The sequence below is a fragment of the Alteromonas infernus genome, assembly GCF_902705815.1.
In genome coordinates this window covers 87,804-105,438 of record NZ_CACSIG010000017.1, presented here as the reverse complement: position 1 = coordinate 105,438, position 17,635 = coordinate 87,804, and the positions used below count along the sequence as shown (strand labels likewise).

Sequence of the window (17,635 nt, the reverse complement as noted above, 5' to 3'; positions counted from 1 at the left end):
ACCTACCGGTTCTTTATTTTTGTTGGTCAGTACTTTCCCGCCCGACAGAAAACGCCGGGTGAAAAGCGATAGTTAAAATGCGTGGGCGGTAAGGTATACCGCCTTATTCAGATGCCGGCAGTGCTAGGCGGCATCTGATTTTTTAGCGTCTTTTTTTTCAGATGACACCTCATTGGATTTAATGTTTTTCTGTGAAGCAGAGTGATTAGCCCGTGAAGGCACGGTTTCTACTTTCTTCTGCTTATCGTAAAGGAAAGTCAGCACTTCATGTCGATAGTGGTTGTATTGCTTATTATCAGCGAGCGCTAACCTGTTTCGAGGACGAGGTAACTCAATATCTAGAATTTCACCTATCGTCGCCGCTGGCCCGTTATTCATCATAACAATACGATCAGACAGCAGTACCGCTTCATCTACATCATGGGTAATCATGATCACCGTATTGCCGAGGTCAGCGTGAATTTCCATAAGTGAATCTTGCAGGTGTGCGCGAGTGAGAGCATCAAGTGCGCCAAACGGTTCATCCATCAGCAATACTTTTGGCTCCATCGCTAACGCTCTGGCAATACCTACTCGCTGCTTCATTCCCCCAGATATCTCATTGGGAAGCTTGTCTAAGGCGTGGGTCATGTGTACAAGTTCTAAATTGTGCATGATCCAGTCGCGCATTTCGCCTTTGCTTTTACCTCGCATGGTAGATTTAACCGCAAGTTCTACGTTTTTATACACCGACAGCCAGGGTAATAAAGAGTGGTTTTGGAATACTACCGCACGCTCTGGGCCAGGTTGTTTAACTTCAGCGCCATCTAAAATTACACCGCCGGTAGTGGCTTGGTGTAGACCAGCCACGATATTAAGAACCGTTGACTTACCACAACCCGAGTGCCCGATTAATGAAACAAACTCACCTTTGGCAATTTTTAAATTCACGTCTTGTAGCGCGGTAAACGGGCCTTTAGGCGTAGGGAAATCGATACCTACCTGTTCTAACTCTAAGTGTTTAGTGTGCATAAATATCTCCTCAAAATTAGCGTAGTACACTCGACTTGTCCCAGCTTACAGCGCGCTGAATTGATAACATTAAGCGGTCTAATACAAAGCCTATTACGCCAATGGTCAGCACTGCCACCATAATTCTGGCTAACGATTCTGAACTGCCGTTTTGAAACTCATCCCATACAAACTTGCCTAACCCTGGGTTTTGAGCGAGCATTTCAGCGGCAATAAGCACCATCCAGCCAATGCCAAGGGACAGGCGAAGGCCAGTAAAGATCATAGGTATTGACGATGGCAGAACAATTTTAGTTAGGTGCGCTAAAGGCGTTAGTCGCAATACTTTACTCACGTTGATGAGGTCTTTATCAATGTTTGATACGCCTACCGCCGTGTTAATAAGCGTGGGCCACAAGCAACAAAGCGACACGGTAAAAGCCGAAGTGACGAAAGACTTTGAAAACGCGGGATCGTCGCTAACGTAAAGCGCACTCACTACCATAGTCACTAAGGGCAACCACGCTAATGGCGACACAGGTTTGAATAATTGAATTAAGGGGTTAATCGCCGTATAGGCAGACTTGCTCAACCCGCACAGTATTCCCACCGGTACCGCTACCACTGATGCAATAAAAAACGCCCACCATTACGGTGTATAGACTTGTCCATATTTGGTCAAAAAAGGTCGGCGCACCGGTAAAATCTCTTATTTTTGGCTCATAAGTGGGGTCTTGAGCTACGCGAGCTGCGTTTCTCGCCTCTTGACGTTCATAAAATGCCGCGGCCTTTTCACGCTGTGCAATATGTTCATCAATTAATGCCCCCGTCTGTTCAAAAACCTGTATCGGGCCAGGAAATTGCCCTAGCGAGGTATCAATACTTTTCGCGACGCCATTCCAAATAGCCAAAAACATTAGCAAACCGATAACAGGCAGCAACAAGGCAGGGGTGGATTGGTATAGCCGACTCGCCATTGAATTAGCATTAGACGGCGATGTTGGAAGACGAAGTATGGTAGTCATCTTGCTCATTGCTTGCTCCTGACATTGATTAAGCGCTGGTGCACTGTGTCTGCCCCGCTGCACCCAAAGGGAGCTTGCGGGGCGATTAAACTCGACACTTAAAGAACCGTGTCGCCTTTAAGGCCAATTTTAAATTGCTCTAAATAAGCATTTGGCTTGCTTCCATCAAAGGTGACGCCGTCAATAAATTCGCTTTGTGCAGGCTTGTAACCTGTTTCTGTCGAAAACTCTGGGAAGTCTGACGCCTTCGCTTTTCCTTCTGCGATAAGTGCTTTAGCGGCCTTAGCATACACTTCAGGCTTATACACCTTCTTCGCGGTTTCTTTGTACCAGCCGTCAGACTTTGCTTCAGATATTTGCCCCCAGCGACGCATTTGCGTGAGGTACCAAATCGCATCGCTGTAGTAAGGGTAGGTTGCGTTATAACGGAAGAATACGTTGAAGTCTGGCACATCGCGTTTATCGCCTTTTTCGTATTCAAACGTTCCGGTCATGCTGTTGGCAAGGACATCTTCATCCGCGCCTACATAGTTACTTTTCGCTAGAATTTTCACCGCTTCAGGACGATTCGCATTGTCGTTTTCATCAAGCCACATTGCTGCTCGAATAAGGGCTTTAACCACGCGAATATGCGTATTGGGGTACTTTTCAGCCCAACCTTGGCTAACGCCGAACACTTTCTCGGGGTTGTTTTTCCAAATCTCGTAGTCAGTGATAACCGGAACACCAATGCCTTTAAATACAGCCTGTTGGTTCCACGGCTCGCCTACGCAATATCCGTAAATCGTGCCCGCTTCCATGGTTGCTGGCATTTGAGGAGGAGGGGTTACAGAAAGCAATGCCTGTGCGTCTATTTGCCCCGCTGTATCACCTTTGTGTGGCGCGTAGTACCCCGGATGAATCCCCCCCGCGGCTAGCCAGTAACGAAGTTCATAGTTATGGGTAGAAACTGGAAAAACCATACCCATATTAAACGGCCTACCGGCGTTGCGGTATTCGTCAACAACAGGTTTCAGGTAGTCGGCTTTAATAGGATGTACTGGTTTGCCATTTTCCTGAGGGATATGGGCTTTCATTTTTTCCCAAACCTCATTGGATACCGTTATACCGTTACCGTTGAGATCCATACTGAAGGCCGTAACCACGTGAGACTCGGTACCAAAACCGATAGTCGCACCGAGCGGTTGCCCCGCGAGCATGTGCGCTCCGTCCAACTGCCCATCAATAACCCTATCTAGCAACACTTTCCAGTTTGCTTGTGCTTCAAGGGTAACGTAAAGCCCTTCTTCTTCGAAAAAGCCTTTCTCGTAGGCTACCGCTAGGGGTGCCATGTCAGTTAACTTGATAAAGCCAAACTTTAACTCTTCTTTTTCAGGCCAGCCCAACGCTGGCTCCTGTGCGGTAACAGAAGTGGAGAAGCTCGCTACGGAGACAGCGAGAGCAGCGCATACGCCAGCACTCGCCGTTCGCAAGCGTTTAAGTAGTGATGTTGTTTTTAACCCAGTCATACGTGTTCCTCGTAACCAAAAAAAAACCCACCAGCTATCGACGTAATACCGTCGAGCATGGTGGGCTTCGTTGCCGTGTTTGTAATATCGGAGTTCTTACAAACGCATCAAGTTGTTAATGGTAAGTCAGGAATTCCCGCTCACACACCTCATCTTTAAGGGAGGTTTATCAAAAGCTTTAGCTTATAAAACCACTCTGTTCTTATTATTATTCACTTGCCATAGTTACCGGAGATGATATCGCTTCCCTACCGTTCTCCGCTGAATCCTGTTTATTTACCCTATGGCAAATGTTGTGCATTCCACAATGTCGTTGCACTGTGTATGCAAACACTACTCTTTAATAGCAGCATCGTTATTGCACCAGATTAATAGCAGCCTTTGTGCCACAAATATAAACATCTGATTTATATGATATTTAGCAAAAAACAAGGAAGGACATTCAAGAATTACGGGGAGCTAAGTGCACCAAAAAAGGGGGTACTGTTCAACGGTGGTGCGTGTGATACGCGTCCACCGCTGAATCATGTGTTGGCCTTGTTAAAGGGAGACTACCTTACAAACGCTTAGTGAATTGGCCTATGGCGTTTACCACCTCGTTCGCGCCACTTTGTATTTCGCCCATCGCTTGACCAGACTGAGTTGAATACTCTAACGCTTCTCGGGCTTTTTCTTGCCCAGCTTCAATCAACTGCACTGCATTTTCAGTTAGCTTTCTATTTTCTACTACCACATTGACAATTTCTTCTGTAGCACTGCTTGTTCGCGAGGCAAGTTGCCTAACCTCATCAGCCACCACGGCAAACCCACGACCTTGGTCGCCGGCCCGTGCCGCTTCAATAGCGGCGTTTAATGCTAATAAGTTAGTCTGATCGGCAATACCGCTAATGCTTTTTACAAGGTCGGCGACTTTTTGTGATTGCTCGTCAAGATCCTTAATACCTGCGCTAGCATTACCCATTTGAGCGGTAAGTTCGTTCATCGCATTCACTGTGGAATCGAGTACTTCATTACCTTCGCGCGCCTGTTCACCTGTTTCCTGTGAAATATTAAAAGCGACATTCGCGGCTTCAGAAATAGCAAATTCGCGCTGCATTTGCTCTGTAATCACAGTGGCAAATTTCACCACTTTATACAGTTCTCCGTCTTCATTTCTAATTGGGTTGTATGACGCTTCTAACCACACTTCATTGCCAGCACTATCTATACGCTTGTAACGCCCCGATTCTAACTGTCCTTTTGCTAAACCCCGCCAAAACTGTTTATATTCCTCAGAATTTGCTTCTTCTTCGGTACAGAAGATGCGGTGATGCTTACCTTGAACTTGTTCTAAGGTATAGCCGGTCCCTTTTAAAAAGTTCTCGTTCGCCGTGATGATAGTGCCGTCTAATTTAAATTCGATAACAGCAGAAGAACGATGAAGCGCAGCAATCATGTCTCTCAATTCATTGCTGTGAGTGATATTTCGCGTTTGCTCTGCCATATAAAAGGCGATGTACTTCACATTTCCAAAGGCATCATCAATAGGCTGAATAACCCCCCTCACCCAAACCTCTTGGCCTTTAGCATCGAAAAAGCTTATCGCGCCATGCCAGTGGCGGTGAGTTTTGATGGCGCCAAGTAAATCCTGTGCAGCTGGCTTTCTTAACGCATTTTGACTCATTAGGCTGTCTAGACTCTTGCCTTCTAATTCGCTGAGTGAATAGCCAGTAGCTTGGGAATAGAGGTCATTCACTGCGCGAATTCGGCCTTCTGCACTTAATTCGACATACAACATTTCTTCCCGTAATTCTTCCTGAACGGTATGATATGCCTCGATTTCCTTTTCCAAACGTTGCTTCTCGGCTATCAACTCTTTATTTTTGAAAAACATTCTGCGCTCCTAATGGACCTCGTTTCACGCATTTTTAACGTCTGCATCTATTTACACTAAAGGCAAATCACCACTACAGGCATGCCCGTAGCATGCCTCGGTAAGCGCAGTCATTTTGAAACAATAGGCTAATTTTTTTTTGGTCTTGATTAAAGATAGCAGAGGATTTGAAGAGCATTAAAAATTTAAGAAAATAAAAAAGGCAGGGATTGTTTATCGCGCTCAGCCCAAAGCTGCCTTGCTTGGGTAAGGGCATCGGTAACGGCACAATTTTTAAGAAGTACTAGATAGCTAGCTAATGTACTTAGGATAGCCTGCTCACCATAAAGGCTATTTGCTTTACCTGCCCAGACGTCAAGCATGTCGTCAACCTTCATATCTTTGTCTTTGAGCGCCCATTTATCAGCGAGCACAGGCATTATAACTTCTTCGGTTTTCCCGTTTCGGGTAATAAAAAGCTCAGTTTCTCTTTCACCGTTAACTTCTGGATCACCTCCATCACCGCGAAAGCAGAGCGCATCAATCGAAGGATAGTTTTCGTTTACGCGGCAGTGTTTATGGTCAAGGTGCATGTGATAAACCCCTTGAACACAAAATTTGGCAGCTGTAGGGTTCAATAGTCTAGCGAGAGTATTAGCACACGATCGTAATCCAAAGACGTCTCGTAATTTAATAATAGTGTCCAAAGCGGGAAGAAGATAAGACAAATCAAGGTAAGTGACACCCTTTTCAGTCAACTGCTGTTTTGCCTGAGCAATACTATTAACTTCGGGTAAGCCAAGTTTGGGTAAAGCGATACTCGCGTAAAGGCGACCAGAACCTGGCTCGTGGGCACCGTGAAGCATAACTGAATACCCGTTTCTTGCCAATATGGCCACGGCCAATAAATACCAAGGTAGTTGACGGCGTTTACCTGCATAACACCCTATATCTAAGGTAGGCGTAAGTGTTTTCACCTCGGGCTCGATTAACTCTCTACAGGCATCGACAAAACCAATGACTTCTTCTGGGGTTTCTTCTCGCGTGCGCAGCAGCATGAGAAAAGCGCCGCGCTGATCGCCTGTCACTTCATTAGCCAACACCATTTTCATGGCATGGTAGGCCTCTTCTCGGGTTAGGCTGCGCCCCCCTTTCTGACCCTTACCAATTATTTTTATGTATTCGCTAAATGGTTGCTGCATGCTCGGATGAATGTAGTAGAAGTGTATTAACCTGTTGACGAGACTCTACCACTTTTCCAAATATAAGTAACGTCGGGCCCGTTAAATTCGCTGCGTTTACTTTACTATGTATATCAGCCAGCGTTCCTGTAATCATGCGCTGCCCAGGGGTGGTCGCATTTTCTATGGCTGCTACAGGCCATGCGAGTGGCACGTTGTGATTAACCAGCCCACGGCAAAGCCCTTCTAGGCGACTTAGCCCCATGTAAACCACCATGGTGTGTTTCAATACGCTTTGTGCCATTGACGCCATTTCTGGCCATTGGTCTGCATCTTTAAAGTGGGCCGTCATAAAGCTTACCGATTGGGCGCAGCGCCTGTCGGTAAGGGGTATTCCGGTATAGGCAGATACGCCCGATGCAGCGGTAATACCAGGCACGATAGCGAAAGGAATTTCCGCTTTGGTTAATGCATCAGTTTCTTCGCAGGTTCTTGCAAATAGCGCTGGGTCGCCCCCTTTTAAACGCACGACGGTGCGCCCCATGCCTGCGAGTTCAACTACGCGCTTACAAATAGCATCTTGGGTGAAGCTGTGCTTTTTACAGCGTTTACCCACATATTCTTTCGCCACTGCTTGAGGGATTAACGCCAGTATATCTTCGCTCACTAAGGCATCGAACAGCACTATGTCTGCCTGTTGTAAGAGGCGAAGCGCCTTTAATGTAAGTAACTCGGCATCTCCTGGGCCTGCGCCTACAATAAATACTTGGCCGCGCTTTTCAGCGTTACACTGAGAAGGCGTTGAAAATTTGCTCAAAAAACGCGACGCCGTCGAATTGTTCTTGGTTATGTGCTGGGTATTGCGTTTAGCTACGCTAAGGTTGGCTCCGCGGGCTTTAAAAAAGGTGCGTAAAAAAGGTAACGACCAGCTAGATGCTAATGACATGAATAAACGCTCCTAAATAATTTGAATGTAGATAACTTAAGCACCTATCAATGTGTGCTGATTAATTCGTTGTGATAGTGCAGGCTTACACGAGCCACAGTTCGTACCGCATTTTAGCTTTTTGCCAAGTTCCGTTACCGAGGAGCAACCGCCTTCTATAGCGTCACTAATTGTTTTCTCGCGCACCTCGAAGCAACTACACACTACATCGCCATTTAAAAACGCCTCGTCTACTTGAGTGCGTAATAACTTGCGCTGGGTTTCAAGGCTAATAGAGGTATTCAGCAGACTGGCAACCCAAGCATTAGGCACTGACCATCCAACGTTAGCGTCTACTGCGGCTTCCTGCTCTGGCTCATCACCTAAAAACGCCGCAAAGCAAAGCTTATCGTCTACAAGGGCTATACATACTGAGTAGGTGTGATGATGAAACTGCAATAACACAGTGTTTTGTGGTAAAAGAGGTAACACGTCTTGTGTGAATGCTCGGCGGCCCTTGTTCGATGCAATATTAAATACCGTTGACGCATCACCAGACAGGTTTGTATTCGCTGGCAATACTGCACCTTCAATGGGTGTTTTCGTCCAATAGTCGCAAGCATGCTGCAGCGCGACTTCATCGAGAAAGTTAAATTCACCGAGCTGCGCATTTTGCGCCATTGATGCAACGAAAACTTTGCCGTAGGTGGTAAAGCGTACAGTTTCTATAGCAACGGCTGCGTGCTTTAACTCGGGCTGACCTGAAATAGGGTCTACCGCACTGGCGTAAAGTGCCCCCAACTTGCAGTGTGAGCCGTACTGCGCAGACCAATGGATAGGAATGAAGACTTCTCCTTTACGCATGTCTTCATCGATTTTAACGGGGTAGATAACCGGTGCATCTACACATGCCGCACTATGCAAAGCCACGTAGTCTTTATTCCTCGCGCCTAGCGTTTTAGCATCATGAGGGCTTACATGCACGCTGGCATTAGGCGTATGGGCTAGCAACTTTGCTGCTTTGCCGGTACGAGTCATGGTATGCCATTGATCTCTGGCGCGCCCGCTGTTTACCACAAACGGGAACAGCTTCGACGTTTGTTGCTGTGGTGCTTTAAATACAACAGGAATAAGCTTGGCTTTACCGTTAGGCGTAGAGAACTGTTTATCGGCAAAGGGTCGCTTGCTGTTAAGCCCTTGCATACCTTGCAACTCATCAGATGTTGTAAATGGCCACTGTAAAGGCGACATGGCATCATATTGCGCCTGAGTAATATTTTGTAAAGGCGATAGGTCCAGCTGGCGTTGCCCATTATTTTGATAACCGGTTAACCCTGCGTATTCGCAAAAAATTTGCGATGGATGGGTAAAATTAAATGCCTCAGCAAAGCCCATTTTAGCCGCTACGTCACACATAATTTGCCAATCGTGTTTTGCACAGCCTGGCGGAGGCAAGATACCCCGCTGACGTGATATACGGCGCTCTGAATTGGTCACCGTTCCATCCTTTTCAGACCATCCCGTTGCCGGAAGGGCAATGTGGGCGTATTTCAATGTGTCGTTAGATTCAACGATGTCAGACACCACCACCATGTCGCACTTTGATAGTGCGCGCTCGACTTGACCGCGGTTGGGCATACTTACTACAGGGTTAGTGCCCATTATCCAAACGAATTTTACTTCCCCCCTTTCAATGGCGTTAAAGAGGTCAACAGCTTTAAGCCCCTGCCCTTTAGGCATAACTGGCGCGTTCCAATACGTTTTTACTGCGTTGATATGCTCAGGGTTTTCAAGGTCCATATGTGCGGCAAGCATATTTGCTAACCCGCCTACTTCACGGCCTCCCATGGCATTCGGCTGGCCCGTAATTGAGAAAGGCCCGCAGCCTTCTTTTGCAATTAAATCGGTGGCTAAATGGCAGTTTATAATGGCTTGCGCTTTATCTACGCCTGCTGACGATTGGTTCACCCCCATTGAATAGAAGGTAATAGCCCGAGTCGCTTCACAAAAAATCTCATAAAAGGTTTTCACGCTGCTAGCGTCGACATCGCAAATCTTGGCGACTTCGCTAAGCGTCGACGCGCTCGCACTTTCTAAGGCTTCATCTAAACCGTCGGCAAACCTTCCAACGCTTGCCTTGTCTATCCTTTCCTGCTTATTAGCAAAGCGTAGCAGGCCATTAAAGAGTGCCACATCACTGCCGGGTTTTATTGCTAGGTGAAGGTCGGCAATGGTACAGGTTTCGGTTTTGCGTGGGTCTATGACCACCACCTTCATGTGCGGGTTTTTAAGCTTTGCACTTTGAATACGCTGAAAGAGTACAGGATGTGCCCACGCCGTGTTACTCCCTGTTATAACAAGTAAGTCAGTGCTTTCTAAATCTGCGTAATCGCATGGCACCACGTCTTCGCCAAATGCACGCTTGTAGGCAGCCACGGCTGACGACATGCAAAGGCGTGAGTTAGTATCAATATTGGCACTGCCGATGTAGCCTTTCATTAATTTGTTGGCAATGTAATAGTCTTCGGTCAGTAGTTGACCTGACACGTAAAAAGCAACGGCATCCGCGCCATACTGCGCAATAGTAGAGGCGATCTTATCCGCAATCACATCGGTGGCCGTGTCCCAATCCACCGATTTACCTGCCATGGTTGGGTGAAGCAAACGCCCATTAAGGCCGTTCGTTTCAAGCAGGTTTGTTCCTTTAACGCACAATCTACCAAAATTGGCGGGATGCTCGGGCGTGCCCTTAACAGTGTCCAGGGTTACGGCACGCTTACTTGCGTTGCAACTGATATCTACGCCACAACCCACGCCGCAATAAGGGCATGTTGTTTGTCTTAACTGTTCAGACATAATATCGGGTTGTGGAGTAGCCATATTCATATCATTACCTTTTTCGTTTTCTCTGCTTTGTCAACGCCTTCTGTGTGCAGCGTACCGCTTAAATGCCAATGAAAACCTTTTCACCTTCTACTTTTACTGGGTAAGTGGTAACCAATATATCATCGTGTTCCTTACATAGCCCGCTTTCTAAAAAGTAATGCTCCTTGTATAAAGGAGACGCAACTACCGGGGCGCCGCCAATTGACCCCAAAAGCCCGCGATATAGCACGTTGGCCTTGCCAATGGGGTCGTAATTACTTATCGCAAAAACCTGGGTTTCCCCTTTGATACATAAACAAAAAATCGCGATTTGCCGAGACTCTACCAGGGCGCAAACGCCGCTATTTTTTACTAAGTCCCGTGTTTCGCACACTAGGTGCCATTGCTGAATATCTTGTCCTGAAGCTAAAAGATTTGGCGCTGCTGACATCAAATGTTCCTCCTAAGCTCTTTAATAACTAAATCGCTATACCATAGCGACTGGAATAAACTGGTCTTTCCCTGCCACTTTTTCAGCTTCTGTTGCAGGGCGAACCTGGCCGCGCTCTGAAACAAACTGAATATTGGTATCGCCTGCATTACTGTTTACAAACTGACGGAAACGCTTGCGCGCTTCAGGGTCTTCGATAGTGGTTTTCCACTCACATTGATACGCGTCAACCACGGTATCCATTTGCGCTTCTAGCTCGTCGTTAATGCCCAAGGCGTCGTTTATCACCACATCTTGAAGATAAGCTAAGCCGCCTTCTAGGTTATCCATCCACACTGAAGTACGCTGTAGGCGATCGGCAGTCTTCACATAGAACATCAACACGCGGTCGATATATTTGATAAGGGTTTCGGTATCTAAGTCGGTGGCAAACAAGTCGGCATGGCGGGGCTTCATACCGCCGTTACCGCATACATACAAGTTCCAGCCCTGCTCAGTGGCAATAACACCAATGTCTTTACTTTGGGCCTCAGCACATTCACGGGTACAGCCTGATACAGCAAATTTGATTTTGTGCGGTGCACGTAAGCCTTTATAGCGATTTTCTAAATCGATAGCGGTACCAACTGAGTCTTGTACGCCATAGCGACACCAAGTACTACCCACGCACGACTTTACAGTGCGCAGCGCTTTCGCATACGCATGACCGGTTTCAAATCCCCCCGCTACTAGCTTCTCCCAGATGTCAGGAAGGTGTTCAACACGCGCGCCGAATAAATCGATTCGCTGCCCACCGGTTATTTTGGTGTACAGGTTGTACTCTTTCGCCACTTCACCTAACAAAATCAATTTCTCTGGCGTGATTTCTCCGCCCGGAACCCGTGGCACAACGGAATAAGTCCCGTCTTTTTGCATGTTGCCAAGGTAGATATCGTTAGTATCTTGTAACGGTAGGTGGGCCGATTTTAGAATGTAGTCGTTATAAACTGATGCCAAAATAGAGCCCACTGCGGGCTTACAAATCTCGCAACCTAAACCTTCACCACGCTGCTCTAGCAGGTCATCAAACGTGCGAATATCGTTTACTTTTACAATGTGAAAGAGCTCTTGACGTGTATAGTTAAAGTGCTCACAAATGGCTTTTGAAACTTCAACGCCGCGTTTTTCAAGCTCGCTGTCCACCACGTTTTTAAGTAGCGCTGCACAGCCACCACAGCCTGTACTGGCTTTGGTTTCACCTTTCACATCCGCTACGCTACAGCAGCCACCTTCAATGGCTGAAACAATATCGCCTTTTGTTACATTCAAGCAGGAACAAATAGACGCGGTGTCGGGTAACGCATCGGCGCCAAGAGCAGGAGCGGCATCCGACGACGGAAGAATAAGGCTTTCAGGATGCTCAGGAAGGTCGATAGCATTAAGCGCATACTGCAATAACGTATCGTAATCGCTTGTGTCACCTACCAGTACCGCGCCCAGCACTTTCTTTTGTTTACTATCAACAACAAGCTTTTTGTAAACGCCTTCAGGCTGGTTTAAGTAGGTATAACTTAATGCCCCTTCTGTACGTTCGTGCGCATCACCAATGGAGCCTACCTCAACCCCCATAAGCTTCAACTTGGTGCTCATATCCGCACCTGAAAACTCAGCATCACCACCGGTTAGATGATTTACCGCAGTGCGAGCCATAGTATAGCCGGGGGCAACAAGGCCAAAAATTTTGTTGTTCCATAGCGCGCACTCGCCTACGGCATATATGTTCGGATCAGACGTCACGCAATGGTTATCAATAACAATACCGCCGCGCTCGCCAAGTTTTAGTGCTGACTTCCTACCAAGCTGATCCGAAGGGCGAATACCCGCGGAAAAAAGGATCATGTCGGTTTCAAGTTCGGTGCCATCGGCGAACACCATTTTATAGCGACAGGTATTTCCCGCTTCAATGCTTTGTGTCGCTTTTTGGGTGTGAACAGTCACGCCCAAATCTTCAATTTTATCTTTAAGGACTTTACCACCGGCTTGGTCAAGCTGAACCGCCATTAGCTGTGGCGCGAACTCGACGACATGAGTATCAAGGCCGGCTTGCTTAAGTGCGTTCGCCGCTTCTAAGCCTAACAGGCCGCCGCCGACAACCACCCCTACGCTACTTACCGCCGCCGAGGCCTCAATGGCAAGTAAGTCATCGATGGTACGGTAGACCAAACAGTGCTCTTGCTCGTTACCGGGAATAGGCGGCACGAAAGGATATGAGCCGGTAGCAAGCACAAGTTTATCGTAACTAAATACCTGCCCCTCTGACGTCGTCACTTTTTTGTTGTCACGGTCTATATCGGTCACCAACGCATTGGTCACTACACTTACGCCCCACTGGGCATACTGTGCTGGGGTGGTAAGCGCTAAATCATCAGCACTTGCGCCACTAAAAAACGAAGATAAGTAAACGCGGTCGTACGCGAGGCGAGACTCGCCGCATAAGACGGTTATTTCTACATTGGCGTCGCTTTGATGAAGCTGCTCAACAAAATGGTGCCCCACCATGCCGTTGCCTACGACGACAATTTGCGTTTTTGAGTCCAATGAAGTCATGGTATTCCCCTTTTTTCGGGACAAAAAAAAGCCCGCTTCAACTTTCGTTGATGCGGGCTTCGTTGCCTATTTTGCTAGTACTGACACTTAGGTTCAGCATATTCTAGCTAACACATTTTACGGAGTGTTATAAATCACACAATTTTCAGCGATTGACACAAATCACTAAAACACACTTTACGTTTAATACTATCCAAATTCAGTGCCAACCGTGTAACACACTGTTTTTATTAGACTTAAGATAAAAAAGGCAATATTTTTATTTCTAAGCTGCACCAAACAAACGCAAACCTGTGTTCACTTGGTGCATTGCTTAATGTTAAAGATTTACGCCAGTTTGTCTGTCGCTACGCGATAGCGAGGGTCTTCTACCACGTTTATCTCAACAAACTTGTCTGCCTTGCGAAGTAGTGAACGACACTCATCGCTAATGTGGCGAATGTGCAGCTTCTTACCTTGCTCTTCATACTTGTCAGCAAGGGTGTCCAGCGCATCAATACCTGACGAATCCCAAATGCGAGAATCTTTAAAATCAATAACGATATCGTTAGGATCGTTGGCAATATCAAACAAATCTTTAAAGTGAGATACCGAACCAAAGAACAGTGGGCCGTCTAGCTCATACACTTTCCAGCCGTCGTTATCGATATGCGATTTCGCTTCAATATGACGGGCGTGTTTCCATGCAAACACCAGCGCGGAAACGATAACCCCTACCACAACCGCAATAGCAAGGTCAGCAATAACCGTAACGCCGGTGACCAGGAATAATACAAAGGCATCTTCTTTGTTAACGCCGCGAACAATTCTAAATGACGCCCATTCAAAAGTAGCGATTACTACCACAAACATAACCCCAACAAGGGCGGCTAGCGGGATCATTTCAATAAGCGGTGCGGCGAATAAAATAAAGCCCAACAGTACTAACGCCGCGGTGATGCCTGACAGGCGACCACGACCACCAGAGTTAATATTAATCATGCTTTGACCAATCATGGCGCAACCGCCCATACCGCCGAAGAAACCGTTAACGGTATTCGCAACACCTTGGCCCACGCATTCTTTGTTACCGCGACCACGGGTATCGGTCATTTCATCAATCAAAGAAAGCGTGAGTAGCGATTCAATAAGCCCTACTAAGCAAAGGATCACAGACGTAGGTAGAACAATCATCACGGTTTCCCAAGTAAAGGGCACCATAGGAATAGCAAAGCTTGGCAATTCGCCGGCTAGCGTAGCGGCATCGCGCTGGTCTGCTGGCAGCAGGTCACGAACAAAGTCGATAACCGTACGGGCTTCTAGGTCAAGACCGTGCACTAATGCCGTTACCGTAACAATGGCTACAAGTGAAGCAGGTACAGCTTTAGTTAGCTTAGGAAGCAAGTAAATAATGGCCATGGTTAACGCCACAAGCCCTAGCATCCAATATAGCAGCGTACCTTCCATCCACTGAAGTTCACCTGCCGCATTGGTCACTTTAAATTGACCTAGCTGGGCCAAGAAAATAACGATGGCCAAACCGTTTACGAAGCCCAGCATTACTGGGTATGGCACCAGTCGAATAAACTTGCCGAGCTTGAATATACCGCACATTATTTGCAGCAAACCGGCCAAGATAACCGCAGCGAACAAGTACTGTACGCCGTGCTGGGCAACCAGTGCCACCATCACCACGGCCATAGCGCCGGTAGCGCCAGAAATCATACCCGGGCGACCGCCAATAGCAGAAGTGATCAAGCCCATCATGAAAGCCGCATAAAGACCAATCATTGGTTCTACGCCGGCTACAAATGCAAATGCTACGGCCTCAGGTACCAAGGCAAGCGCCACGGTAATACCCGATAGCACGTCGTTTTTAACGTTGCTGTCTTTACTGGTAATTAAATCGAACATGTTCTCTCAGAAGCTAAGATGTTAAACACAACAACCCACCGTGGCGTAAACCGCTAGATTGAGCAGCACACCATGCAAGTAGGAGAATTTTTCGGCGATTCTATCACCATTAGGGCTTAAAATCTTTTAATAGATTGTTACTAAGACAAACCTTAATCCGTAAAGTCTTTCCGCTTTCCGCCACCAGTTTGTTGCTGCCCAAATTTTTTATGTTGATAGAACCCTGTTTTTGAGCGTTTTCATATCGCTTAATTTTCTCGCCTTTGCTGACAAATGACGCCGTCCATGGCATCGTATTACGGTATTTTATTCATGTTGTCCGTCAGCGCTCACGGTTGGAACTAAGTCGAGCATGGTGATGAGACATCGCTTTAAGGCTAGTGCCTTATTCAACGAGGAGTTAAAGTGGTACCTTATATTCTTACTATTTTGTGCGTGTTGGTGGCAGGCGCTATTCATTGGATGTCACCAAAGGCTTATTGGAAAGCGACCATTATGTCGACCGCCGTTATTTTATTGTTTTCCGTTGCCGCCCTGTTTATCTTCCAAGCGTCGGGCATGCTAGTGAGCGAGCACACCGGAGAAAACGCTGACTTCTCAGGGCAAATGCTTACTATCACAACCATGATTGCGTTCTTTGGCTTTCTCATTTCCTTATTTGTAGGGTGGTTTCTTCGGGTAGTAAGAAACTAAGAGACAACCACATTAAGAAAAATCCCAAAGTTTCAGCGTTTTGCTGTGTTGTACGTATAAACAGCCCCGAAAACGCCAACACCAGGTTGCACCAATTTGGCGCAACCTTTCACTTCTCGCTACACAAATAAGGCAACAGCCACACCCTCGCCCCCTTTATGTCGAACCATGGTCAAACCCTTCGTGGCTCCCAGCCCTTTATTCTTATTGGCGCTGAAAGAACTTAACGCCACTGAACCTTCATGGTATCCCTGCATTATAAACAGGGCATAAGTGTTGCTTGGCTTAACGCGTTATCTCTATTTTTAGCTAAAGTAGTTTCCTTATGCTTCATGAATCCGAACCGACCATTACACTGTGTAGCGACGCGACTAAGCGCTTTTTACTTGCAGCTAAACACGCTGAGATTACGGTACTTGAACAGTTATCGAGTAACTGCCGCATTGTTATTGCAGTGCGAGAACTTATTCATGAACTTCAAAAGGAACGGGGTGCCAGCAATATCTTTCTCGCGTCAAACGCCGAGCGATACAGCTCAGAGCGGATGCAATATGTTGCTGCTAGTGAACACACAGAGTCAACGCTAAAAAGCCAGTTAAAATCCCTCTACCTGACTGATGAGATCACCACGGGCAACCCGCGTTTATTGAGTAGCATTACGCTTGCAATGCAGGCCACGGACTACCTACCTCGATTAAGAGAACAAGTGAGTAAGCAGAAGCTAACGCCACTGGAATCGACACGCGCGTACAGCCGTTTAGTCGCCAGTTTACTTACCGTTATTTTTGAAGCGGCGGATATTGCAAGCGACCCTACTATTACTAGATTGCTAGTGGCGTTATTCAACTTTATGCAGGCGAAGGAATACGCAGGGCAAGAACGGGCTTGGGGGGCGATTGGTTTTGCAGAAACCCATTTTGATGCGCGTTTATGCGAAAAGCTTGCTGCCCTTCAGCAAGCCCAAGAACATCACTTCAATATTTTCTGTGAGTTTAGCTGTAAAGCACACAAAGACGCCTTGGATACGTTAAATAAAAGCCCTGCCGCTATCGATATCGCGCAGCTTAGAAACATGATTGCGCAACTTGGTGACGGCAGCCCAATTGCTGGTGAGATATCAGAAGTTTGGTTTGATGTAGCGACACGTCGCATGGATGCCATGCAGGCCATTGAAGTCGCGCTCACGGAAGCCCTTTTGCATCAAGCCAATACTAAAGTGGCCGACGCAAAAAATGAAATGGCCAATCATCAACAGTTGCTTAAACGCTTCAACGATGAACACGCCACCGATGGCTCGCCACTCACCCTATTGTTCGACCCCAGCATGCCGGGCTTAGCGGAAGATAGTAAAGACGACGAGCTTAAAACGCTGCCACTTAATGAGCAAACCAAAACCTTATCTGCCCACCGCTCTTTTTATGATTTACTGCGTTCACAAGCACAACATATCGAAGACATGGGCCGCGAACTTGAAGAAGCCAAGCGGGCAATACAAGATCAAAAGCTGATAAGTCGAGCAAAACTGGTAGTAATGGAGCAGTTTGGCTTAAGTGAGAATAACGCCTACCGACGATTGCAAAAACAAGCCATGAGCGAAAATACCACCATAGCGGCCATTGCCGCTAAGATAGTTAGTATTGCTACAAAAAGTGCAGTGAGAAAGTAG

Annotated in this window: 11 protein-coding genes and 1 pseudogene; 2 read left to right on the top strand and 10 right to left on the bottom strand. The window is 46.9% G+C overall.

The window, feature by feature from the left end; genetic code table 11:
• Nucleotides 1-123: 123 nt before the first annotated feature.
• From ACX5J7_RS04290 to ACX5J7_RS04245, 10 genes and pseudogenes are all read right to left on the bottom strand, one after another.
• Complete coding sequence (locus ACX5J7_RS04290) at nucleotides 124-1,011, bottom strand: ABC transporter ATP-binding protein (protein WP_287148818.1); 888 nt, start codon at nucleotides 1,009-1,011, stop codon at nucleotides 124-126.
• A gap of 16 nt (nucleotides 1,012-1,027) precedes the next feature.
• Nucleotides 1,028-2,024 (bottom strand): annotated as a pseudogene (locus tag ACX5J7_RS04285) (ABC transporter permease).
• Between the two features lie 89 nt (nucleotides 2,025-2,113).
• Entirely contained in the window at nucleotides 2,114-3,523 is a 1,410-nt protein-coding gene (locus ACX5J7_RS04280) for a CmpA/NrtA family ABC transporter substrate-binding protein (RefSeq protein ID WP_498706226.1), read from the bottom strand.
• Nucleotides 3,524-4,079: 556 nt separating this feature from the next.
• Nucleotides 4,080-5,396, bottom strand: a complete 1,317-nt coding sequence (locus ACX5J7_RS04275) for a methyl-accepting chemotaxis protein (protein ID WP_287148820.1) — start codon at nucleotides 5,394-5,396, stop codon at nucleotides 4,080-4,082.
• 185 nt (nucleotides 5,397-5,581) lie between these two features.
• On the bottom strand, nucleotides 5,582-6,577 hold the full coding sequence (locus tag ACX5J7_RS04270; RefSeq protein ID WP_015066201.1) for a glycosyl transferase family protein: 996 nt from the start codon (nucleotides 6,575-6,577) through the stop codon (nucleotides 5,582-5,584).
• Nucleotides 6,561-7,502 carry a uroporphyrinogen-III C-methyltransferase gene (cobA, locus tag ACX5J7_RS04265; RefSeq protein ID WP_287148822.1) on the bottom strand — a complete coding sequence of 314 codons (942 nt, stop codon included), beginning with the start codon at nucleotides 7,500-7,502 and terminating at the stop codon, nucleotides 6,561-6,563. The genes ACX5J7_RS04270 and cobA overlap by 17 nt, the downstream gene beginning before the upstream one ends.
• Nucleotides 7,503-7,538: 36 nt before the next feature.
• On the bottom strand, nucleotides 7,539-10,367 hold the full coding sequence (locus ACX5J7_RS04260) for a nitrate reductase (RefSeq protein WP_287148823.1): 2,829 nt from the start codon (nucleotides 10,365-10,367) through the stop codon (nucleotides 7,539-7,541).
• A 58-nt stretch (nucleotides 10,368-10,425) separates the two neighbouring features.
• A complete protein-coding gene (gene nirD, locus ACX5J7_RS04255; RefSeq protein WP_498706224.1) occupies nucleotides 10,426-10,797 on the bottom strand; it encodes a nitrite reductase small subunit NirD in 372 nt (123 codons plus the stop codon).
• A gap of 36 nt (nucleotides 10,798-10,833) precedes the next feature.
• Nucleotides 10,834-13,383 carry a nitrite reductase large subunit NirB gene (gene nirB, locus ACX5J7_RS04250; RefSeq protein ID WP_498706223.1) on the bottom strand — a complete coding sequence of 850 codons (2,550 nt, stop codon included), beginning with the start codon at nucleotides 13,381-13,383 and terminating at the stop codon, nucleotides 10,834-10,836.
• Between the two features lie 327 nt (nucleotides 13,384-13,710).
• Nucleotides 13,711-15,276 (bottom strand): SulP family inorganic anion transporter, encoded by a 1,566-nt coding sequence (locus ACX5J7_RS04245; RefSeq protein WP_015066196.1) that lies wholly within the window; start codon nucleotides 15,274-15,276, stop codon nucleotides 13,711-13,713.
• Between the two features lie 405 nt (nucleotides 15,277-15,681).
• Here ACX5J7_RS04245 and ACX5J7_RS04240 point away from each other — a divergent pair, with 405 nt between their 5' ends.
• Together ACX5J7_RS04240 and ACX5J7_RS04235 are read left to right on the top strand one after the other, a co-directional pair.
• Nucleotides 15,682-15,969, top strand: coding sequence for a hypothetical protein (locus ACX5J7_RS04240; protein WP_012517238.1), 288 nt, complete (start codon nucleotides 15,682-15,684; stop codon nucleotides 15,967-15,969).
• Nucleotides 15,970-16,294: 325 nt separating this feature from the next.
• Nucleotides 16,295-17,635 (top strand): nitrate- and nitrite sensing domain-containing protein, encoded by a 1,341-nt coding sequence (locus ACX5J7_RS04235; RefSeq protein ID WP_498706220.1) that lies wholly within the window; start codon nucleotides 16,295-16,297, stop codon nucleotides 17,633-17,635.

Coding starts and splice junctions, on each gene's coding strand:
- ACX5J7_RS04290 (WP_287148818.1), bottom strand. CDS start 1,011: ATGCACACTAAACACTTAGAGTTAGAACAGGTAGGTATCGATTTCCCT.
- cobA (WP_287148822.1), bottom strand. CDS start 7,502: ATGTCATTAGCATCTAGCTGGTCGTTACCTTTTTTACGCACCTTTTTT.
- ACX5J7_RS04260 (WP_287148823.1), bottom strand. CDS start 10,367: ATGAATATGGCTACTCCACAACCCGATATTATGTCTGAACAGTTAAGA.
- ACX5J7_RS04275 (WP_287148820.1), bottom strand. CDS start 5,396: ATGTTTTTCAAAAATAAAGAGTTGATAGCCGAGAAGCAACGTTTGGAA.
- ACX5J7_RS04245 (WP_015066196.1), bottom strand. CDS start 15,276: ATGTTCGATTTAATTACCAGTAAAGACAGCAACGTTAAAAACGACGTG.
- ACX5J7_RS04270 (WP_015066201.1), bottom strand. CDS start 6,577: ATGCAGCAACCATTTAGCGAATACATAAAAATAATTGGTAAGGGTCAG.
- ACX5J7_RS04280 (WP_498706226.1), bottom strand. CDS start 3,523: ATGACTGGGTTAAAAACAACATCACTACTTAAACGCTTGCGAACGGCG.
- nirD (WP_498706224.1), bottom strand. CDS start 10,797: ATGTCAGCAGCGCCAAATCTTTTAGCTTCAGGACAAGATATTCAGCAA.
- nirB (WP_498706223.1), bottom strand. CDS start 13,383: ATGACTTCATTGGACTCAAAAACGCAAATTGTCGTCGTAGGCAACGGC.
- ACX5J7_RS04235 (WP_498706220.1), top strand. CDS start 16,295: ATGCTTCATGAATCCGAACCGACCATTACACTGTGTAGCGACGCGACT.